Annotated in this window: 23 protein-coding genes and 1 tRNA gene; 16 read left to right on the top strand and 8 right to left on the bottom strand. The window is 60.0% G+C overall.

What is annotated here, in order from left to right:
* Positions 1–137: 137 nt before the first annotated feature.
* The 3 genes from glyA to ribD are packed head-to-tail and all read left to right on the top strand — an operon-like array spanning position 138 to position 3036.
* On the top strand, positions 138–1427 hold the full coding sequence (gene glyA / locus FAA97_RS05420; protein ID WP_136597460.1) for a serine hydroxymethyltransferase: 1290 nt from the start codon (positions 138–140) through the stop codon (positions 1425–1427).
* 12 nt (positions 1428–1439) lie between these two features.
* Complete coding sequence (gene nrdR, locus FAA97_RS05415; protein ID WP_136597459.1) at positions 1440–1916, top strand: transcriptional regulator NrdR; 477 nt, start codon at positions 1440–1442, stop codon at positions 1914–1916.
* Between the two features lie 4 nt (positions 1917–1920).
* Positions 1921–3036, top strand: a complete 1116-nt coding sequence (gene ribD, locus FAA97_RS05410; protein ID WP_136597458.1) for a bifunctional diaminohydroxyphosphoribosylaminopyrimidine deaminase/5-amino-6-(5-phosphoribosylamino)uracil reductase RibD — start codon at positions 1921–1923, stop codon at positions 3034–3036.
* A gap of 50 nt (positions 3037–3086) precedes the next feature.
* On the opposite strand, the gene FAA97_RS05405 is transcribed toward ribD, so the two are convergent.
* The gene (locus tag FAA97_RS05405; RefSeq protein ID WP_136597457.1) at positions 3087–3989 is read right to left on the bottom strand and encodes a hypothetical protein; all 903 of its coding nucleotides are present in this window, start codon (positions 3987–3989) and stop codon (positions 3087–3089) included.
* 342 nt (positions 3990–4331) lie between these two features.
* Here FAA97_RS05405 and ribH point away from each other — a divergent pair, with 342 nt between their 5' ends.
* The 4 genes from ribH to FAA97_RS05385 all read left to right on the top strand — a co-directional run bounded on the left by ribH (position 4332) and on the right by FAA97_RS05385 (position 8808).
* Positions 4332–4790 (top strand): 6,7-dimethyl-8-ribityllumazine synthase, encoded by a 459-nt coding sequence (gene ribH, locus FAA97_RS05400; RefSeq protein ID WP_136597456.1) that lies wholly within the window; start codon positions 4332–4334, stop codon positions 4788–4790.
* Between the two features lie 3 nt (positions 4791–4793).
* Positions 4794–5276: a transcription antitermination factor NusB gene (gene nusB / locus FAA97_RS05395; RefSeq protein ID WP_136597455.1), complete on the top strand. Its 483-nt coding sequence runs from the start codon at positions 4794–4796 to the stop codon at positions 5274–5276.
* 11 nt (positions 5277–5287) lie between these two features.
* Entirely contained in the window at positions 5288–6511 is a 1224-nt protein-coding gene (locus FAA97_RS05390; protein ID WP_136597454.1) for an MFS transporter, read from the top strand.
* 158 nt (positions 6512–6669) lie between these two features.
* The gene (locus FAA97_RS05385) at positions 6670–8808 is read left to right on the top strand and encodes a sodium-translocating pyrophosphatase (RefSeq protein ID WP_136597453.1); all 2139 of its coding nucleotides are present in this window, start codon (positions 6670–6672) and stop codon (positions 8806–8808) included.
* Between the two features lie 93 nt (positions 8809–8901).
* On the opposite strand, the gene FAA97_RS05380 is transcribed toward FAA97_RS05385, so the two are convergent.
* Positions 8902–9387 carry an outer membrane protein assembly factor BamE gene (locus FAA97_RS05380; protein WP_136597452.1) on the bottom strand — a complete coding sequence of 162 codons (486 nt, stop codon included), beginning with the start codon at positions 9385–9387 and terminating at the stop codon, positions 8902–8904.
* 263 nt (positions 9388–9650) lie between these two features.
* Here FAA97_RS05380 and FAA97_RS05375 point away from each other — a divergent pair, with 263 nt between their 5' ends.
* The 9 genes from FAA97_RS05375 to FAA97_RS05335 all read left to right on the top strand — a co-directional run bounded on the left by FAA97_RS05375 (position 9651) and on the right by FAA97_RS05335 (position 15922).
* Positions 9651–10190: a ubiquinol-cytochrome C chaperone family protein gene (locus tag FAA97_RS05375; protein ID WP_136597451.1), complete on the top strand. Its 540-nt coding sequence runs from the start codon at positions 9651–9653 to the stop codon at positions 10188–10190.
* Between the two features lie 87 nt (positions 10191–10277).
* Positions 10278–10835, top strand: coding sequence for a YceD family protein (locus FAA97_RS05370; RefSeq protein WP_136597450.1), 558 nt, complete (start codon positions 10278–10280; stop codon positions 10833–10835).
* Positions 10836–10935: 100 nt separating this feature from the next.
* Positions 10936–11982, top strand: a complete 1047-nt coding sequence (plsX, locus tag FAA97_RS05365; protein WP_136597449.1) for a phosphate acyltransferase PlsX — start codon at positions 10936–10938, stop codon at positions 11980–11982.
* Between the two features lie 22 nt (positions 11983–12004).
* Positions 12005–12976: a beta-ketoacyl-ACP synthase III gene (locus FAA97_RS05360; RefSeq protein WP_136597448.1), complete on the top strand. Its 972-nt coding sequence runs from the start codon at positions 12005–12007 to the stop codon at positions 12974–12976.
* 104 nt (positions 12977–13080) lie between these two features.
* The gene (locus FAA97_RS05355) at positions 13081–13419 is read left to right on the top strand and encodes an integration host factor subunit alpha (RefSeq protein ID WP_136597447.1); all 339 of its coding nucleotides are present in this window, start codon (positions 13081–13083) and stop codon (positions 13417–13419) included.
* 120 nt (positions 13420–13539) lie between these two features.
* A complete protein-coding gene (locus FAA97_RS05350) occupies positions 13540–14070 on the top strand; it encodes a MerR family transcriptional regulator (RefSeq protein WP_136597721.1) in 531 nt (176 codons plus the stop codon).
* A gap of 89 nt (positions 14071–14159) precedes the next feature.
* The gene (locus tag FAA97_RS05345) at positions 14160–14561 is read left to right on the top strand and encodes a hypothetical protein (protein ID WP_136597446.1); all 402 of its coding nucleotides are present in this window, start codon (positions 14160–14162) and stop codon (positions 14559–14561) included.
* Between the two features lie 105 nt (positions 14562–14666).
* Positions 14667–14743 (top strand) — tRNA-Pro (locus tag FAA97_RS05340).
* A gap of 123 nt (positions 14744–14866) precedes the next feature.
* Complete coding sequence (locus FAA97_RS05335; RefSeq protein ID WP_246041340.1) at positions 14867–15922, top strand: extracellular catalytic domain type 1 short-chain-length polyhydroxyalkanoate depolymerase; 1056 nt, start codon at positions 14867–14869, stop codon at positions 15920–15922.
* Positions 15923–15950: 28 nt separating this feature from the next.
* Here FAA97_RS05335 and FAA97_RS21025 read toward each other — a convergent pair whose 3' ends face one another.
* From FAA97_RS21025 to FAA97_RS05310, 6 genes are all read right to left on the bottom strand, one after another.
* Positions 15951–16100 carry a hypothetical protein gene (locus tag FAA97_RS21025; RefSeq protein ID WP_168800921.1) on the bottom strand — a complete coding sequence of 50 codons (150 nt, stop codon included), beginning with the start codon at positions 16098–16100 and terminating at the stop codon, positions 15951–15953.
* A gap of 77 nt (positions 16101–16177) precedes the next feature.
* Entirely contained in the window at positions 16178–16471 is a 294-nt protein-coding gene (locus FAA97_RS05330) for a hypothetical protein (protein WP_136597445.1), read from the bottom strand.
* A 30-nt stretch (positions 16472–16501) separates the two neighbouring features.
* The gene (locus FAA97_RS05325; RefSeq protein ID WP_425467407.1) at positions 16502–17725 is read right to left on the bottom strand and encodes an O-antigen ligase family protein; all 1224 of its coding nucleotides are present in this window, start codon (positions 17723–17725) and stop codon (positions 16502–16504) included.
* 50 nt (positions 17726–17775) lie between these two features.
* On the bottom strand, positions 17776–19326 hold the full coding sequence (locus tag FAA97_RS05320; protein WP_136597444.1) for an undecaprenyl-phosphate glucose phosphotransferase: 1551 nt from the start codon (positions 19324–19326) through the stop codon (positions 17776–17778).
* Positions 19327–19432: 106 nt separating this feature from the next.
* Positions 19433–20578 carry a glycosyltransferase family 4 protein gene (locus FAA97_RS05315; protein WP_136597443.1) on the bottom strand — a complete coding sequence of 382 codons (1146 nt, stop codon included), beginning with the start codon at positions 20576–20578 and terminating at the stop codon, positions 19433–19435.
* Between the two features lie 3 nt (positions 20579–20581).
* Entirely contained in the window at positions 20582–21157 is a 576-nt protein-coding gene (locus tag FAA97_RS05310) for a polysaccharide biosynthesis/export family protein (protein WP_136597442.1), read from the bottom strand.
* Positions 21158–21224: the final 67 nt, after the last annotated feature.

The following is a 21224-nucleotide window of genomic DNA, read 5'->3' as shown; positions in this document are numbered from 1 at the left end:
GGATGCGTCGCGGTGAAGATCAAGGCGATCGGAAACGTCGCGTCAATTGATCTGCAAATGTCGCTCTCCGTATTGCTCTGGAGACTGCACAAGTTTAAGACCCCACAGCATCAAACGCTTTTGAGGAGCCAGCGATCATGTCGAACAACGATGCCTTCTTTTCTCGTTCCCTTGCCGATACCGACCCTGAAATCTTCGGTGCGATCGAGAAGGAGCTTGGTCGTCAGCGCCACGAGATCGAGCTGATCGCTTCCGAAAACATCGTCTCCCGCGCCGTGCTCGAAGCCCAGGGCTCGATCATGACGAACAAGTATGCCGAGGGGTATCCGGGCAAGCGTTACTATGGCGGCTGCCAGTTCGTTGATATTGCGGAAGAACTTGCGATCGAGCGCGCCAAGAAGCTGTTTGGCGTCAACTTCGCCAACGTTCAGCCGAACTCCGGTAGCCAGATGAACCAGGCCGTGTTTCTCGCTCTCCTGCAGCCGGGCGACACCTTCATGGGTCTCGACCTGAACTCGGGCGGTCACCTGACCCACGGTTCTCCGGTCAACATGTCCGGCAAGTGGTTCAACGTCGTTTCCTACGGCGTGCGGGAAGACGACCATCAACTCGACATGGACGACGTGGCTGAGAAGGCGCGCACCCACAAGCCGAAGCTGATCATCGCCGGCGGTACCGCTTACTCCCGGATCTGGGACTGGAAGCGCTTCCGCGAGATTGCCGATGAAGTCGGCGCTTACCTGATGGTGGACATGGCCCACATCGCCGGTCTCGTTGCCGGCGGACAGCATCCTTCGCCGTTCCCGCACTGCCATGTCGCGACCTCGACGACCCATAAGTCGCTCCGTGGTCCGCGCGGCGGCATGATCCTCACCAACGACGAGGATCTGGCCAAGAAGTTCAACTCGGCCGTTTTCCCGGGTCTCCAGGGCGGCCCGCTGATGCATGTCATCGCCGCCAAGGCCGTTGCCTTCGGCGAAGCGCTGCAGCCGGAATTCAAGGACTATGCGGCCCAGGTGGTGAAGAACGCCAAGGCTCTGGCCGAAACGCTGATCAAGCAGAACCTCGACATCGTTTCCGGCGGTACCGACAACCATCTGATGCTGGTCGACCTGCGCAAGAAGAACGCCACCGGCAAGCGGGCGGAAGCCGGCCTTGGCCGCGCCTACATCACCTGCAACAAGAACGGCATCCCCTTTGACCCGGAGAAGCCCTTCGTCACTTCCGGTATTCGTCTCGGCACGCCGGCTGGTACGACCCGCGGCTTCAAGGAAGCGGAATTCACCGAAATCGGCAATCTGATCGTCGAAGTGCTCGATGGTCTGAAGGTCGCGAATTCCGACGAGGGTAATGCCACTGTAGAGGCTGCTGTGCGTGACAAGGTCGTGGCCCTGACGGACCGCTTCCCGATGTACCCTTACATGTAAGGCTTAAAGCTGATGCGCTGCCCGTTTTGCGGATCTGAGGACACGCAGGTCAAGGATTCACGTCCGGCCGAGGACAATACCTCGATCCGCAGGCGGCGCATCTGCCCGGATTGCGGCGGACGCTTCACGACGTTTGAGCGCGTCCAGCTGCGCGAGCTGATGGTGATCAAGCGGGGCAACCGAAAGGCTCCGTTTGATCGCAACAAGCTGGTGCGCTCGTTCCAGATAGCACTTCGGAAGCGGCCCGTTGACGAAGACCGTATAGAGCGTGCGGTATCCGGCATCGTGCGCCGGCTGGAAAGCTCGGGCGAGGCGGAGATCTCTTCGGAAGCCATCGGCCTGCAGGTGCTCGAAGCGCTGAAGACGCTCGATGACGTCGCCTTCGTCCGCTATGCCTCGGTCTACCGCGAATTCTCGCATGCGGAAGATTTTGAGAACGTGATCGCCGAGATCAACGCCAAGATCTCCCGCGATACGATCGCTGACTGATCCCGTGTCGTCCTCTCTGCAAGACGAAATCTTCATGCGCGAGGCGATCGCGTTGTCCCTGACGCATCTCGGTCGCACGGGCGCCAATCCCTCGGTCGGATGCGTGATCGTTAAGCATGGGGAAATCGTCGGGCGCGGGGTTACCGCCGAGGGCGGTCGTCCGCATGCCGAGCCGCAGGCGCTGGCCGAAGCCGGCACCCAGTCTCAAGGGGCAACCGCCTACGTCACGCTTGAACCCTGTTCCCACCATGGAAAAACGCCCCCTTGTGCGGATGCGATGATCCGCGCCGGTGTTTCGCGCGTCGTGGTGGCGGTCGCGGATCCCGATCCGCGGGTCTCGGGGCAGGGGCTGAAGATGCTGGCAGATGCCGGCATCGAGGTCACGATCGGCATTCTGCAGAAAGAGGCGCGGTTTGCGCTGTCCGGTTATCTCATGCGCCAGACCAGGGGGCGACCGCAGGTCACTCTGAAACTTGCCGTATCACGCGATGGCATGCTCGGCCTCCGCGGTGCTGGACAAGTTCGCATCACCGGCGACGCCGCACGGGAGGATGTACACCGGCTGCGGGCAGAGAGCGACGCCATCCTCGTGGGGGTCGGAACCGCGATCGCGGATGATCCGGAACTGACCGTTCGTCTCCCGGGGCTTGTGCATACATCGCCATTGCGTATCGTTCTGGACCGGACATACCGCTTGCCGCTGAACTCGAAACTGGTCCGGCAGGCGCAAGTTGTCCCCACCATCGTGGTTGGAAGAGCGGTGCCGGCAGCAGCGGGCGAGGGGGCGGCCATTTCTGCGCGGCGCACGGCCTTGCACGACGCTGGTGTCGAATGCCTGGACCTGTCGAGCCTTAGCGATCTCCTGACGGATCTCGCACATCGCGGCATATCCAACCTGATGGTTGAAGGAGGCGCCGAAGTGGCGCGCGCGTTTCTGGCGGCGGGACTGGTTGACCGGCTCTGGCTGTATCAGGGAAACGTCACCCTCGGAGCGGATGGGATAGCCTCGCCCGTTGTGCCGGACCAGGCTCCGCTCGGGTTCGAAGTGGCCGAACAACGAGCGCTTGGCGACGACAGTCTGACGATCTTTCGCCGTCAGACGATTGCCAGATACGAGTAAGGCCCGACTGGGAAGCCGGGCCTTTCAGGATGCGGGCGGTGGTGTGGCCGTTAGCCAACGATCATCAGATCTTCTTCCTCATCCCGCTGACGGCCGCCAAAGGCAGCAGCAACAGCCGAGATGAAGGCGCCGATCATCAGCGCGGCAGCGGACACAAGGGCTCCGGTCGTTGCAGCCTTCTTGGCGGCATCGGCAGCGGCCTGCGCTTCGTTGCGCGCGGTTTCAATGGCGGCAAGCGTCTGGTCGAGGCGAGCGCTTGCATCGGCTTCGCTGAGACCTGTCCGCGAGGCGATGACCTGCTCGATATAATCGCGATCACCTTCCGGCAGATCACCAGCCATTGCGCCATTTACCAGGATCCGCGAGACTTCAGCCGTTACGCGTTCGTCGCCTTGGGCAGACGGCGGCGTTGCAGGGTTGGCCGGCCGTAGCAGCGAGTCTGTGAAGTAATCGAGCGAGAAGTCCGAGGAACCATCGCTGGAGGCGGCAGCTGTTCCTGCACCGGCAGCAATCGCGGTCCCCGCGGCAGCGCCGGTGATCTGGGTGCCGGTGTTGACGATCGATCCGACGACCGAGCTCAACAGACCCGCCACGATCAGTGTCGACAAGGCCCAGCCCAGGAAACCATGGGCGGTGTCGCGGAAGAAAACCTCATCCGTGCGTACGCCGACCCACTTCGTCCGCAAGCGGCCGGTGAGATAGCCGCCGACGCCAGCCGAGACCCACTGAGCGACGAGAAGCCAGATCACGGCGGCAACACCAATGGTGCTGAGGCTGCTGTTTTCGGACGGGTAAGGTGAGATCATGCCAAGGCCGAGGCCGGTGCCGATCAGGGTAAAGACAAGGGTCACGGCAGATGCGGCCAGCGCGCCAGCAATGACACTTTTGAATGAGACAGCCGATGCGGCGGACTCGATGGGCATCAAGCCTGCAGGCTCAGATGAAATTGTCATTGACTGTCCTCAGCGCCAGAAAAGCATGATGAGGATGATGAGCGGGAGAGGAACCCCCAGAAGCCAAAGCAGAATACCGCGACCCATTGTAGCTCTCCTATGTCGTTTTCAAATCTGGTAACAGTTGCGTGTCTGATCGACCGCTGCCTGCTAAAGCGCTTGGTCGCCCGCTTTGTTCCGCGTCATATCGAGCCTTCGATGTAATCGGGTGAATTGGCTTGGTTCGGGTGGCGGGCTTGTCCGTCTTTTGGAGAAATGACTTGCCTAAACCGACAGGTCATGGTTTGACCGCGCTCTGTTGGGCCGAGACGGCCACAAATCACATTCAGATCGGATCGGACCATGGGAAAGAACAATGCTGCCCCGCATTTGCTGATCGTTGAAGCACGCTTCTATGACGATATGTCGGATGCACTTCTCGATGGCGCAAAGCATGCGCTCGACGAAGCCGGCGCTACCTATGACATCGTGACCGTTCCAGGGGCGCTGGAAATTCCGCCGGCGATTGCCATGGCACTCGATGGTGCCGACAATGATGGAACACTCTATGACGGCTATGTTGCGCTCGGCATGGTGATCCGCGGCGAGACCTATCACTTCGATATCGTCTCGAACGAATCCTCGCGTGCGCTTATGGATCTCGCCGTCTCGGAATCGCTTGCCATCGGCAACGGCATCATGACGGTTGAAAACGAAGCGCAGGCCTGGGCACGGGTCAAGCGCAGCGACAAGGACAAGGGCGGCTTTGCCGCGCGGGCGGCATTGAGCATGATCGCCCTGAAGGCGAAGCTGGGTGGTTGAGTGATGACGACAGAAGAAGGCAAGCAGCCGGTCAAGACGGCAAACCAGCGCGGCGCAGCACGTCTCGCCGCCGTGCAGGCGCTGTACCAGATGGATATCGCCGGCTCCGGCGTTCTTGAAGTTGTCGCTGAATACGAAGCGCATCGTCTGGGCCAGGAAGTGGATGGCGATACCTATCTCAAGGCCGACGCCTCGTGGTTCCGCTCCATCGTTGCGGGCGTCGTCCGCGACCAGACGAAGATCGACCCGCTGATCCGTCAGGCCCTGCAGGATGACTGGGCGCTGTCGCGCATCGACAGCACGATTCGTGCCATCCTGCGCGCCGGTACGTTTGAATTGATCGAACGCAAGGACGTTCCGATCGCCGTCATCGTGACGGAATATGTCGAGATTGCCCAGGCATTCTTCCAGGACGACGAGCCGAAGCTGGTCAACGCCGTGCTCGACCGCATTGCAAAGCAGGTACGCGCCACCGCGCAGAAATAGGACGGAATGCCATGGATGCGACCGCACCGACGGGACTTGATCACCAGTTGAAGGGGGCCAAGCGCAATGTCGGTCTCCTGGCGGTCGCGCAAGCCATTCTCGGATCCGGCCCGCCGCTCGCGTTTTCGGTCGGCGGCCTCGCCGGCTTCCAGATGCTGGGGGCGGACAAGTCGCTTGCGACGGCGCCGCTGACCGGCTTCAACGTCGGCGTCGCCGTTGGTGCTGTGGTCGTTGCCATTGCCTCGCGTTATCTCGGGCGCCGCGAAAGCCTCATGCTGGGGGCGCTCACCGGCGCCTTGGGTTCGGCACTGGCGGCATTTGCCCTGATGAAAGCCGACTTCTGGCTCTTCGCCTTTTCTTTGATGCTGATGGGCCTCTCCGGCGGCTTCACGCAGAAGATCCGCTTTGCCGCGGCCGACGCGTCGCCCACATTCTACAAAGGCAAGGCGATCTCGTGGATCCTCGCTGCCGGCATCGTCTCGGCGATCCTTGGTCCGCAATTGGCGATCTGGTTGAAGGACGCACTGGCGCCCGTCACGTTTGCCGGTGCCTTTCTCGGACTGATGCCGCTGCTGCTCTGCGCCATCGGCGTCCTGTTCTTCCTGAAGCTGCCGACTGCCAACCAGATAAAGAGTGGTGACCAGCCGGTAAGGCCTCTGCGCGAGATCGTGCTGACCCAGCGCTTCCTGACCGGCATGATATGCGGCATCAGCTCCTATGCGCTCATGACGTTCATGATGACAGGCGCGCCGCTTGCCATGGTCATCGGCTGCGGTTTCTCCACCGATCTGGCAACGCTCGGCATCCAGTGGCACGTGATCGCGATGTTCGCGCCGAGCTTCTTCACCGGCATGCTGATCGGCCGCTTCGGGGCGGAAAAGGTGGTGGCTGCCGGCCTGTTGATCCTGATGAGCTGCGCGGTGATTGCCCATATGGGTATCGCGCTCTGGAATTTCTGGGGTGCCCTGGTTCTCCTTGGCATCGGCTGGAACTTCGGCTTCATCGGCGCAACTGCGATCGTGGCATCGAGCTACCGTCCGGCAGAGGCCGACAAGGTGCAGGGTTTCCACGACATCATTCTCTTTTCGACCGTCGCGCTGTCATCCTTTTCCTCCGGCAAGGTGTTCACGGCCTATGGCTGGTCGGTGATGAACCTCCTGATCTGGCCCGTCACGATTGTATGCCTGATCCTGGTCCTCTTGCAATTGCGCGCCGCTGCTAGGAAAGTCGCCTGATCAGCGGCGCCGCACTGCCGAAGATCAACCCTTGACGTTGGGTTAACCGCAACGCAATCTCGCCTCGCGTGGACAGGCTCCGGTTGGAGGGGGCCGTTGAGTCCGTGTTGGATCGCCCGCGGTGAGTGAGGCGCGGGCAATACGGGAGGGTATTGCGAATGACGGTACTTCTAGGCGTAATTTTGTGCGGATTTCTGTCTGTGGTCTATGCGGTCTGGGCGACACGCTCGGTGCTGGCGGCGGACCAGGGCAATCTGCGCATGCAGGAAATTGCAGGCTATATTCGCGAGGGTGCGCAGGCCTACCTCACTCGGCAATATGTCACCATCGCGATCGTCGGTGCCGTCGTTTTTGTGGCCACCTGGTGGCTTCTCTCCGTAACCGCTGCAATCGGCTTCCTGATCGGTGCCGTCCTGTCGGGGGCGGCCGGTTTCATCGGCATGCATGTCTCGGTGCGTGCGAATGTCCGCACCGCACAGGCGGCGTCACACAGTCTGGCGGCTGGCCTCGACATCGCCTTCAAGTCCGGCGCGATCACCGGCATGCTGGTGGCGGGTCTCGCGCTCCTTGGCGTTTCCATCTATTTCTATATTCTGACCGCGATGCTTGGTCACGGAAGCGGCTCGCGTGAGGTGATCGATGCGCTCGTGGCGCTCGGCTTCGGCGCGTCTCTGATCTCGATCTTTGCTCGCCTTGGCGGCGGTATCTTCACCAAGGGCGCGGATGTCGGTGGCGACCTCGTCGGCAAGGTGGAAGCCGGAATTCCCGAAGACGATCCGCGCAATCCGGCAACCATTGCCGATAACGTCGGCGACAATGTCGGCGACTGCGCCGGCATGGCTGCGGACCTCTTTGAGACCTATGCGGTGTCGGTCGTTGCCACCATGGTTCTGGCGGCCATTTTCTTTGCCGGCTCTGCCGTGCTCGACATCGCGATGATCTATCCGCTCGCGATCTGCGGCGCCTGCATCATCACCTCGATTGTCGGCACATTCTTCGTCAAGCTTGGCACCAGCGGCTCCATCATGGGCGCCCTTTACAAGGGCCTCATCGTGACCGGCGCTCTGTCGGTTCTCGGACTCGGTGCCGCGACATCGCTGACCATCGGCTGGGGATCGATCGGCACGGTTGCCGGTATTGAAATCACCGGCACGAACCTTTTCCTTTGCGGGATTCTCGGCCTTGTCGTGACAGCCCTGATCGTGGTGATTACCGAATACTACACTGGCACCAACAAGCGCCCGGTCAATTCGATTGCCCAGGCATCGGTCACCGGTCATGGTACCAACGTCATCCAGGGGTTGGCGGTCTCGCTCGAATCGACCGCGCTGCCGGCCATCGTCATCGTCGGCGGCATCATTGCCACCTATCAACTCGCAGGCCTTTTCGGCACGGCCATCGCCGTCACCACAATGCTGGGGCTTGCCGGTATGATCGTCGCGCTCGATGCTTTCGGTCCGGTGACGGACAATGCCGGTGGCATTGCGGAAATGTCGCATCTGCCGCCGGAGGTCAGAAAATCGACCGACGCGCTCGACGCGGTGGGCAATACCACCAAGGCCGTGACGAAGGGCTATGCCATCGGATCGGCTGGTCTTGGCGCCCTTGTGCTGTTTGCCGCTTATTCGAATGACCTGGCCTATTTTGCCGCCAACAGTGCGACCTATCCCTATTTCGCCGATATGGGCGCGATCTCCTTTGATCTTTCCAACCCCTATGTTGTCGCAGGCCTCATTTTCGGTGGTCTCATCCCCTATCTTTTCGGCGGCATTGCCATGACAGCCGTTGGTCGCGCGGCAGGCTCCATCGTTGAGGAGGTGCGTCGTCAGTTCCGCGAAAAGCCGGGTATCATGCAGGCGACCGAAAAGCCGGATTACGGCCGGGCTGTCGACATTCTGACCCGTGCGGCGATCCGCGAGATGATCATCCCCTCGCTGCTGCCGGTTCTGGCACCGCTTGTGGTCTATTTCGGCGTGCTGATGATTTCCGGCTCCAAGGCCTCGGCCTTTGCAGCACTTGGTGCGTCGCTTCTCGGCGTCATCGTCAACGGCCTGTTCGTTGCGATTTCGATGACCTCGGGTGGAGGCGCCTGGGACAATGCCAAGAAGAGCTTCGAAGATGGCTTTATCGACAAGGATGGGGTCAAGCATCTGAAAGGGTCCGACGCGCACAAGGCCTCGGTAACCGGCGACACCGTCGGCGATCCATACAAGGATACGGCAGGTCCCGCTGTGAACCCGGCGATCAAGATCACCAATATCGTCGCGCTTCTGCTGTTGGCCGTGCTGGCCGGCTGAGACAGACGACGGCAAACAAAAAACCGCGGAAGGCAACTTCCGCGGTTTTCGTTTGTCTGAAAGTCTGTGTCGGCTCCCAGAGGGCAGGGCGGCTTACTGGCCGCCCAAGATGTTCTTGACGCTGTTGGCCGCACCGCCGCCGCCAGCCAAAAGCTGCTGCAGGAAGGTGAGGTCGCGACCGCCTGTTGGCGTCGTGCGCGAAATCGTGTCGAACACCTTGCCGTCCTGCATGGTGTAGTTGGCCCGTTGGCTGACGACGCCATCCTTGTCGAAGTAGATCGCCAGGATCTGCTGTTCGACCAGCTTCTGCTTCATGAAGGCGACGGAGCGCGTGCGCTTCTGCGAGATATAGTAAAAGACCTCGCCATCGAAAGTCGCGGTCGTGGACGGAGTGCCAAGCGACAGAAGAACCTGTTCGCGGCTGGAGCCGACGGGCACAAGATCGAGCGCGGCCTGATCCACGACATAGCCATTGTGGAAGACTTCGCCAGTCTGGCAACCGGAAAGACCGCCAAGGGTGACGGCAAGCGCAAGCACGGTCGTGCTTAGAAACTTCCGGTCCGATCTGATAATCCGCATGTCCACGCAAACGTCTCCCATTGATGCAGAAGGCGCCGGAGCGCCGGGTCGCTACTGCGCACAGCATTGTGGCCATTCCGGGGAGAGGCCAGCAAACATGCTGCCGCCGACTTGGTTTTGCCGTCTGACCCACAGATGCAGGTAGCCAGAACAACTTTATCGGCATTGCAATTCACGTCTGCTTCGGTAAACCAGCTTTCGTAATCATGCAACATGAGTAGCCGGTGAGACACAATGCTTACGGCTCTTTTTGGTGGAACAGAATGGTATTCGGGTTCTTCCGTCAGAAGCGGAACAACAGAACAATCGTCGAGCGGCAGTATCAGCTACTGACGGCCGCCGCCCGGACGCCGGCATTCTATCGTGACATGCATGTGCCGGACACCGTGCTCGGCCGTTTTGAAATGCTGTCGATCATTCTGATCCTGTATTTCCGTCGCACGGCACAGTCCGCGCGCAGCGGTCAAGAAATTGCCCAGAACATCATCGATGCGTTTTTCGAAGATGTCGATCATTCGATCCGGGAACTTGGAGTGGGTGATCCCGGTGTGCCCAAACGCATGAAGAAGCTGGCCAGCATGTATTACGGCCGCCTCGAATCCTACGCCAAGGCGCTCGATGCCAAGGACGCTGAAGGCCTTGAGGCCGCACTGGTACGAAACCTTCATCCGGAGGAGGGCGCAGAAGCTCCCCCGATGAAGACGCTGGCGAACTGGATGTTTGACGCAGAGCGCAAGCTTGCCGAGATGCCGGAGACGGCGATCGAAACGGGAATGGCGACCATCGAGACGCCGCAGGGCTGAAACCGCGCATGTCGGCCATATTCGCCGTCGAGCAGGCGGCTCCGGCGAAAATGGCGCGTGTCGCCCGATAGAGAAAGATGAAGGACAATGTCGAAGAGCCTCAATGAAGGGCAGGAGTTTAGCTACCTCGTCAAGGTGGGGCATGTTTCTCATAATCCCGTCCAGGTGCATGTCGAAGCCGACGAGCGCGAGCGTCTGGGGCTTGCTGAAATCTGGCACGTCGAGGCGGTGAACCGCCTCGCTGCCGATCTGCAGATCGCTCGATGGAAGAAGGATGGCGTCCGCATCAAGGGGCAGGTGTCAGGGGAAATCGTGCAGTCCTGTGTTGTCACGCTCGATCCTGTCGTCTCTCGGATAGACCAGGAGATCGACCAGATTTTCGTGCCGGAAGGCTCCAAGCTTGCGCGCATCGTGCTCGATGGTGCAGGCGAGATGGTGCTCGATCCGGACGGGCCGGATCTTCCCGAAACCTTCGTCGGAGACACCATCGATGCCGGAGCGCTGATTGCGGAACTGGCAGCGCTCGATATCGATCCCTATCCGAAAAAAGAGGGCGTGCGCTTCTCCGGCCACATCGAAAGCGAGCCGGAAGAGGATGCCAAACCGTCGCCATTTGCGGCGCTCAAGGACTGGAAAAAGGATTGATCTTCCCCCATCTGCGAAGTGGGGTGGGTTGTGTGTGGACCGAAAACCGGTATTTTGACCGAAAATTCGCTGGCCAGCGATCAAGAAGGGTCAGGCAAGAGTGATCAGAATTTCTCTCGATGTGATGGGTGGCGATTTTGGCCCGGAAGTCGTCATTCCCGGTGCCGCCAAGGCGTTGGAGCGGCATCCCGACGTAACGTTTCTCCTGTTTGGACAGCAAGAGCGTTGCGATACGATTCTTGATCGCTTTCCCAAGCTGAAAGAAAGATCCGTCTTCCATCATTGTGATGTCTCCGTCGGCATGGACGAAAAGCCCAGCCAGGCGCTGCGCCGCGGTCGCTACGTCTCCAGCATGTGGCGATCGATCGAAGCCGTGAAGTCAGGCGAGGCCGATGTTGTGGTGTCGGCTGGCAATACCGGCGCGCTGATGGCCATGGCGAAGTTTTGCCTGCGCACGATGGCGACCATTGAGCGTCCGGCGATTGCGGCCATCTGGCCAACGCTTTCGGGCGAAAGCATCGTGCTGGATGTCGGTGCCGGCATCGGGGCCGACAGCCAGCAATTGCTCGATTTCGCAGTCATGGGCGGCGCCATGGCACGCGCGCTGTTTGACATAGAAAAGCCGCTGGTCGGTCTTCTGAATGTCGGCGTGGAAGAGATCAAGGGCCAGGAAGATGTGAAGGAAGCCGGGCGCCTGATCCGCGAAGCGGGTCTCGATTCGATCGATTACTACGGCTTTGTCGAGGGCGATGATCTCGGCAAAGGCACGGTCGATGTGGTCGTGACCGAAGGCTTTACGGGCAATATCGCGCTGAAGACGGCAGAAGGGACGGCAAAGCAGATCGCGGAATATCTCCGCGCCGCCATGACGCGCACCTGGATGGCAAAGCTCGGTTACCTCCTTGCCAAGGGAGCATTCGACCGGCTGCGCGAGAAGATGGATCCGCGCAAGGTCAACGGTGGCGTCTTCCTCGGCTTGAACGGCGTTGTGATCAAAAGCCATGGCGGCACGGATGCCGAAGGCTTTGCTGCAGCCATCGATGTCGGTCACGACATGGTGCGCAACGGTCTCACCCAGAAGATCGAAAATGACTTGAAGAAGTATCACGCACGCCACCCGTCCCCCGCGGGGCCGGAAGCGGCCTGAAGTGAGTTAGGAAAATTTACCGATGATTCGTTCTGTCGTGCGTGGCTTTGGAGCAGCGCTTCCAAAGCGTGTAATGACCAATCGTGACCTGGAGAGCCTGGTCGAAACCTCGGACGAGTGGATCGTGCAACGCACGGGCATTCGCCAGCGTTATATCGCAGGCGAGGGGGAGACGACGGCCTCCCTGGGTGCTGCGGCCGCCCAAGAGGCGCTGGACCGCGCTGGCCTGACAGCGCAGGACATCGATCTCATCATCTGTGCAACATCGACACCGGACAACACCTTCCCGGCGACCGCCGTGAACATCCAGAACCGGTTGGGCATGCATCACGGCTTTGCCTTCGACGTTCAGGCGGTCTGCTCAGGCTTCGTCTATGCCATGGCGACTGCCGATCTCTACATCCGCGGCGGTATGGCGCGTCGTGTTCTGGTGATCGGTGCGGAAACATTCTCGCGCATTCTCGATTGGAACGATCGCACAACCTGCGTGCTTTTCGGGGACGGCGCCGGAGCACTTGTGCTGGAAGCCCAGGAAGGCGAAGGCACGATTGCAGACCGGGGCGTCCTGACGTCCAACCTCCGCTCAGACGGTGTTCATCGCGAAAAGCTTTACGTCGACGGAGGTCCTTCGACGACAGGCACCGTTGGGCATTTGAGAATGGAAGGTCGCGAGGTCTTCAAACATGCCGTCGGAATGATCACCGATGTTATCGAGGCCGCGTTTGCGGCAACCGGCACGACGGCTGACGACATCGACTGGCTTGTGCCGCACCAGGCCAACAAGCGCATCATCGATGGATCCGCCAAGAAACTCGGCATTCCCGATGAGAAGGTCGTGATCACTGTCGATAAGCACGGCAATACCTCGGCCGCATCCATTCCGCTTGCTCTGGCCACGGCTGCGGGCGATGGACGGATCAAGTCGGGCGATCTCGTGATGCTCGAAGCCATGGGTGGCGGCTTTACCTGGGGTGCGATCCTCCTGCGTTGGTGATGGTCAAGCGTTGAATTGCGTTTCAACAAGCGCTTGACCATGGCCGTCAAGGGCAATAGTCTTTGCGTATTCAACAAGTTCATTGGTTTAGGCGGACGATCGACATGGCCGGGAAGACAGTGACGCGAGCAGACTTGGCCGAATCGGTATTCCGCAAAGTCGGCTTGTCACGGACTGAATCTGCAGAACTCGTCGAAACTGTCATCGACGAGATCTGCAACGCGATCGTTCGTGGTGAATCGGTCAAGCTCTCCTCCTTCGCGACCTTCCAGGTCCGCAGCAAGAACGAGCGCATCGGGCGCAATCCGAAGACTGGTGAGGAAGTGCCGATTTCCCCGCGTCGGGTCATGACATTCAAGGCCTCCAATGTGCTGAAGCAGCGCATCCTGCGGGCGCATATCGCCCGTAAGTCCAAGCAGAAGCCGGCCAATCCGGCGGCTTGAGGTCAAAAAATGGGGAGCAGATGGAAATCATCGCCCCAAGCAGTTGAATAAGTCCTCTCAAATCGTTGAAATAGTGACGAATCGCGCCATAGACGGTCGAGCGAGGATTTTCGCATGCAATTGGATAAGAGCCCTGACGCCTTTCGCACGATCAGCGAGGTCGCCGACGATCTCGATCTGCCTCAGCACGTCCTGCGGTTTTGGGAGACACGCTTCCCCCAGGTGAAGCCGCTGAAGCGCGGCGGCGGCCGGCGCTACTATCGCCCTGACGACATCGAGTTGCTGAAGGGCATCCGGCACCTGCTCTATGATCAGGGCTACACCATCAAGGGCGTGCAGAAGCTCCTGAAAACCAACGGGAACAAGTTCGTCATGGCGGTCGCCTCGGGTGATGTCGCCACCATGGAGGCGCTTGTCGCTGCAAGCTCGTCCAAGAGCGAGGAACCGAAAGTCTCGCTTGACGATGATCAGGTGCTGGGACGGCCCAAGATCAAGGCCAGCGGTCGTTTCTTCGGCTTCGGCGGCGGGGACGACGATGCTCCGGAGATCAGCGTTGGCAAGACCAGTGTCGGCAAGGAGGATCGCGCCCTGTTGCAGGAAGCGCTGTTTGACCTTCTCGAGTGCAAACGCCTGCTGGATCAGGTCCGCTGACCACCGGCTCCCCGGTTTGCAGTCTATCGGGGAACCTCGATCGATCGATTTGCGTTGGAGGATGAGACGCAAATCAAAGGTTCCGATCCATGAAACAACTTTTCGCCGCAACCGTCCTTGTCCTCTGCGCTGGCGCCGCGAATGCGCAGACCGCCACCACTGCCACTGCGCCTGAAGGGGCAGACGAAGTGCGCGATGCCTGCATCTTCGTCGCCAAGAACTTGCTCATGGTTCCCGATATCAAGGTCGGCATCGTGCAGGCGTTTCCGGAGCTTGAGCCGCCGGGTGCCCGATTGACCTATTCCACCCGCATGGATGTTGAGGAAAGCGACATCTCGGACGAGATGGAATGCGCGTTCACCCGTCAGGAAGGCAAGCTTGTCCTTCTGCGTTTCTGCGCCGACAGCACCTGCTATGCGTCGGATTCGGAAGACACGGACAATCGCCGCCGCTTTGCCGAGATGCAGGCACTGTTCGAGCGTTCGCGCTGATCACTGGAATTTTCTGCACAGGTGGAGTTTCCACTTGCGCGCAACTACCTGACTGTCTAAAGGAACCTTGCTCGCCGGATGGTATTTTCTGGCGGCGAGCCCTGACGGAATGTAGCGCAGCCAGGTAGCGCACTTGACTGGGGGTCAAGGGGTCGTGGGTTCGAATCCCGCCATTCCGACCAAGTTTCAGGATGTGGCTCTTGCCAATCCTTGTCTTTGCCTAAAAGGCTGCCCGATGTCCTCGGGCGGCCTTTTTGCTGTCTCCAGGCGCGTTTTATACGATCCGCTGCCCTAGGAATGCTGCGATGCAGCATTACATGCACTCGCTGACAACCGGAGAGGCTGTGATGCGATACAAGATTTCCAAGCCCCTGAAAGCGTGGATGAACGGCCAGAGACAGATCAGGAAAACGCTGAAGGCCGTCTTACCTTTGGTCACGCCTGATTTCGTCCGCCCGGCGCCGAAGCGGGCAGCGCGCCCGGTTCTGCGTGAAATCGTTGACTTCGGCAGCAATCCCGGTCGCCTGCGGATGCTTGAATATGTGCCGAAGACGCAGGCAAATCCGAGGACGCTGGTGGTCGTCCTCCATGGCTGCCTGCAGACGGCCATGCAATATCACCTTGGCAGCGGCTGGGCGCGGCTGGCGCGCGAAAAGGGGATCGTGCTGCTTTATCCGGAGCAGAGACGCCAGAACAATTCCAATCTCTGTTTCAACTGGTTTCGTCCAAGCGCGGTTGCCAGAGATCGCGGTGAGGTCGGGTCCATTCGCCAAATGATCGACAGCGCCGTCAGGCGCCACAGAGTGCCCAAGGATCGGATCTTTGTGCATGGCCTGTCGGCCGGGGCAGCCATTGCGTCCGCCCTGCTCGTGGCCTATCCAGACCTCTTCCGCGCCGGTCAGCTCGTGGCCGGTATGCCCTATGGCGGGGCTCGCGATGGAATGACGGCGCTGCGCGTCATGAAGTCAGGGGTCGAGATTTCGCCGCCGCAACTGGGCGACCTGGTGCGCCTGGTGCGGGATGGCGATCTGTCCAAGCATCCGGCGATTTCGATCTGGCAAGGGCAGGCCGATCGGATCGTCAATCCGGCCAACGGCATTGCCAGTCTGCGCCAATGGCTAGATGTCCTCGGCTTGGCGGAAGAGGACGGACGAGTTCGCACGTCCAGACATGCAACGACCACGACTTGGGTCGATAAAAACGGCCAGATCCTGCTCGACTATCATGCCGTTGACGGACTGGATCATGGGCTGCCGATCAGGGGGACTACCGCCAGCCGGCAGAAGAGCTACCCCTACATGCTTGAGGGCGCCATCAGCGCCCCCCACAAATTCTACAGTGATTTCATTCGGTTCTCTTGACCGGCTCATAGTCGGCCCGAAAGCGCGGTCAGTTTTCCTCGATGGAGACGCCGCCTTCGCCGATGCGCAGCTCAACGCCGTCAGGCTTGGACTCCTCCTGATAGACATAGATACCAAGACCGATCACCGCGACGACGAGAGCGCCTATGATCAGATAAAGGCTGTTATTCCGCTGCATACAATGTTCTCCTGACTGATTTGTCAGGCGAATAAGGCGCGAACCGTCTTATTGTTCCATTGAAATATGGTGAAAACTTAATCGTCGTTCGCGGCCGTCAGCTCTTCGGGCCTCAAGCCCTGTTCAGCATGGGGAGCGACCATGCGCAAACCGGCGCCGCCGCCACCTTGTTCGCCATTGGCAAGGAACGTTATGCCACGTCGCTCGAGGGCCGTTTTCAGCAAATCGAAGTCGCCCGACATGGCGTCTCGGCCTTCTTCAGCCTCGATCTGCAGGATGACAAGCGGTGCAAGGCCGCTCTCGCTGGCAAGCTCTTCAATCGTAATGTCCAGCATGGCGCGTGCGGCGCGGATTTGAGCGGGTGTTATCATGCAACTGATATGTGTCACGGCCAGCGAGAATCAAGGGACGCGGGGCAACCCGGTCTGCGTCCGCAATCGGCTGTTGTGCCGCATTTCCAGTGCCGCGCAGCCCCAGACGATCCCAAGCAGCAAATAGAAATGCCGCCAGTGGTCGATATCGATGACGGTACCGACGAGGATATGGCCAAGAAGCGTGACCCAGCCGATCATGAGATATGGCTGCCAGGGACGATCCCGCAGGAGAAGCCGGAAACCGATGGCGATCGTGGATGCGATCAGGGCAATGAAGGAGACGAAGCCGATCCAGCCATAGGTCATCAGCGATTTCAGCCAGATATTGTGTTCATCCTCGGGGAAGATGCGACCGAACATCATCGGCCCTATCCCAAGCGGTCGTTCCATCGCAAGCACGAAGCCGGCGCGGTGGCGCTCGAAGCGGCCCATATGGCCGCCATCATAGTCCTGGACGAGCTGGGCGCGGGTCTCGAACAGGCTTCGCACCTTCTCCGTCTGCAGTGCGCCGACCAGAGCGACAACCATGGTGGCAACGGCTGCGATTGAGAGCAGCAGAATTTTCAGGCGAAAGGCGTTGGTGCGCTCCTTGAGTAGCATCACGAAGACGAGCGCCATCGCGGCAAAAAGAAAGAGCCCCCAGGCGGCGCGCGAAAAGGAGAGGAAGACGGCGAGCACGAGGATCAGCAGCCCCAAACCTCTCAAGGGAGCGCCAACCAAGCCGCCTTTCAGCAGGCCGTGGAGCAGATAAAGCGCAGGCGCCACGAGAAAAGGACCAAAGACGTTCGGATCCTGGAAGGCGCCCATGGCCCGGTCATATCGCGTGAACATCTCCGCACCGGGAAAGGCATGAAAATAGCCGAGAATACCGAGCATTCCCGTAATGAGCGCGGCCGCGACCCATGCCTGGAAGATCATGGAGAGGCGCTGATGCCGATCCTCGATGATCGCAGCGTAGAAGACGGCGGTCAGCGCCAGAAACACCGACACGGCAACATAGAGCGCCTGCTCGGTCAGAATGTCCTGCAGCATGGTGACGGCCAGCATGCCGCCGATATTGAAGGCCATGAGCAGGACCAGCAGCGGCGCAACGGCACGCGAGATGCGCAAGCCGAACAGAAACCACAGCGCCACTTGCGCAACCATCAGCAATTCGTAAGGCGCCGGTTCCGAGATGACGAAGCCTGAAAGAAACACGCCAAGCCCGAGCAGAAGCGACCCCAGATGGCCGATGGCCGCGCGGTTCGGCATCGGAGGCGCGCGGCGGTCATCCGCCATGCCTGAGGTGGTGGCTTCAAAGGTCAATACGCATTGTCCGTGTTCAGCAGACGGATGGGTGTGAGAAGCAGGATTTTCAGATCGAACAGCAGCGACCAGTTTTCGATGTAATAGAGGTCGTAGGCGGTTCTGAACTTGATCTTGTCATCCGTGTCGATTTCGCCGCGCCAGCCATTGATCTGCGCCCAGCCGGTGACGCCGGGCTTGACCCGGTGCCGGGCAAAATACCCCTCGACGATTTCGGAAAAGGTCTTGTCGCGGGTCTGGCCGGCGACTGCATGGGGGCGGGGGCCCACCAGAGAGAGATCGCCACGCAGGACATTGAATATCTGTGGCAGCTCGTCGATCGACGTCTTGCGGATGAAGCGACCGACTGGCGTGACCCGAGGGTCGTTCTTGGTCACGGCATTGCGGGCAGAGGGATCGCTCATTTCCGTATACATCGAACGGAATTTAAGAACGTTGATCACTTCATTGTTGAAGCCGTGACGCTTTTGCACAAAGAGGATCGGCCCCTTCGAGGTGGTCTTGACGGCAATCGCGGTCGCAATGAAGACCGGCCAGAGGAGGAGGAGGGCCAGCACGCTGAAGAAGATATCGAATGCGCGTTTGGCCACAGAGTCCCAGTCGCGAATGGGTTTGTCGAGGATGTCCAGAAGCGGCACCGCCCCGACATGCGAATAGGAGCGTGGCCGGAAGCGCAGATTGTTGGAATGTGCCGCAAGACGGATGTCGACGGGGAGAACCCAAAGCATTTTCAATAGCTGCATGATCCGCGCTTCGGCGCTGAGCGGAAGCGATATGATCAGCATGTCGATATGAGCAAGCCTCGCAAACTCAACGAGTTCGGCAACCGTGCCGAGCTTCGGATAGCCCGCCACGACATCCGGCGAACGTTCGGAATTTCGGTCGTCGAAGATGCCGCAGATGCGGATATCGTTTTCCGGTTGCTGTTCGAGCGCCCGTGCCAGGTCTCTTGCGGGCTTGCCGCCGCCAATGATGACGGCGCGCCGTTCCATGACGCCATTGCGGCCCCATCGACGAATGGCAAAGCCGATCAGATTCCGTTCGATGAGCAGATAGGCAGCGCCAACCACAAACCAGGCGGTCAGCAGGCTGGGGAATTGCACATTCTGCGCCCCTAGGAAGAGCGCCAGAAGCGTGATGGTCGCAGCGGAAACTGTCCAGCTCCCCAGCACCCGGCCCATGGAGCGCATCGGTTCGCGCAGGACAGAGACGTGATAGCAATCGGTGATTTGCATCAGGATGAGCGCAAGAATACTGCCGCCGGATGCTGCTGCCAGACCCTCATAGACATGACCAAGCGGCGCATCCGCGATGGTAAAATTGACAGCAAGCGCCAAGGCGAAGAGCGCAATCACCTCAAGGAAGCGAAGCTGACCAACGACGATCGCAGGGGAGTAATTCGCTTCTGAATATTGGCGGGCAATCTGGCGGGCCAGTTCGCTGACTTCCACGGGTGCACGAGATGATTCCGTATCGTTGACGCCGTCAGGATCGGCCCGACGCAAGGCGTCGAGATCGAAGGCTCCGGGGGTCTCCAGCTTGCTCATAGCGCCACTCGCAGGTGTTTGCCGGCAAGCTTATGTCAAAGATCCTAAGAAACGCTTAGGCATTGCTCTTTCAAGCCCAGTGAGTGTCCCGGTTCGGGCCAGATCCTCAGGTGAGGGTGGCGAGACGTGCGCGGTAGAACTGTTCCATCTCGCGTGCCATTACGACTGCCGAAAACCGCGAGCGGAATGCCTCCGGCTTCGGCATGGTCACGGTCTTCCAGTCCGGCTGCGTCAAGGCGGTCGCCATGGCGTTTGCCAGTTCCTGAACGTTTCCGGGAGAGACGAGGGCGGGGCTATCTGCGCCCAGAATCTCTGGAATGCCGCCGACCCGAGAGGCGATCAGGCACTTTTCCGCCGCGAGCGCTTCGAGCACGATATAGGGCATCGCCTCAGCACGCGATGGAACGACAAGTATATCCGATTTGGCGAAGGCCTCGCGCGCTGGCATGGCGGGCAGCATGGCAATTCGCCGCCCAAGGCCCTTCATCTCGATCTGCTTGCGGTACTTTTCCTCGTCCGGGCCGTCGCCGACCACGAGACCCCTCAACGGGCGTCCGACGAGGCGTTCCGCTTCGGCAAAGGCATCAATGAAAAGATCCGGACCCTTCAGGTCCCGAAGCATGCCGACATAAAGAAGGTCAACGGCATCGTTTTCCGGCGTGACTTTGCCGAAATCTCGGTCGCTGATGCCGTTATAGATGCGGGTGGCAACGCAATGCGGCTTACCGACCTTATGCTCGTAGGTCTCGCGCTCGTAGTCGCAAACGAAGGACATGCCATCGGTCATGCGTTCAAGAATGCGCTCGGCCATGAAGACGGCCTGGCCAGCCGGTGACGCCTTCGCGAAATGAAGGCTGCCACCATGCGGAGAATAGAAGCGAGCTACGCGATACTTTTTTGCCCGCAGGAGTGAGCCGATGACGCGGGCGACGACGCCGCCTTTCGCGCCGTGTCCGTGAAGGACATCCGGCTGCAATGCTTTGATTTGTTTGTAACTCGTGACAACGGCAGAAAGATCCGATGGGGCGACTGAACGCTGGATCGGAAGCCGGGTGAGACCGAGCGAGAGATAGGGCATGATCTGCTCAAACAGTCTGTCTTCATGCGCGCTGCCGGTGGTGCTGTCGCAGAGGATGCCGACCTGATGGCCAGCCTTGCTGTGCTGTTCGGCCAGATCCCGGACGTGGCGGAAAATGCCGCCGACCGGAGAGCGAAAGCAGTGAACGATGCGCAACGGAGCTTGGCTCGTCATCGATCAGAACAGACGTTCGCGGACATAGACGGTGTCGCCCGCCAGAATAGGATCGGTGATCGGCACGCGGCCGGTGATGATCTGTCCATTGATCTTGCGCGTGACATCGACGTCGCGCTGGTTCGCTCGGCCGTTGAAGCCGCCGGATACGGCGATGGCGTTGAGGATTGTCATGCCGGGTACATAGGCATACTGCCCGGGTTGTCCAACCTGACCCATCACGAAGATGGAGCGATAGCGATCAATCTCGATGGTGACGTCGGGATCGCGCAGGAAGCCCTGTTTCAGCTTCTGGGCGAGGGCGCCTTCAAGCTGGGTAATTGTGGCGCCGCGGGCAGCGACCTGACCAACCAGCGGGAAGGCAATGTAGCCCGCCTGATCCACCGCATAGGTGTTCGACAAGTTGGGCTGATCGAAGACCGTCACGCGCAAGCGGTCGCCACTGTCGAGGCGATAGGGCTGGATCGTTGCCTCGTGAAAGACCTTCGGCGCGGGCTGGTAGGTGGCGCAGCCGCTGACCGCCAGCGACAGCATTGCTGTCGCGACGATGGTAATCGCTTTTTTGCCCACCACTGACATGCGCTCATGCGCTCCTGATCTTCAAAACCTGATCAAACTTATTGATCAGCTATGGTTAACGCGGCGT

Origin of the sequence: Peteryoungia ipomoeae, assembly GCF_004912165.1 — a bacterium.
Lineage (GTDB): Bacteria > Pseudomonadota > Alphaproteobacteria > Rhizobiales > Rhizobiaceae > Allorhizobium > Allorhizobium ipomoeae.
This window is presented reverse-complemented; position numbering and strand designations above follow the sequence as displayed.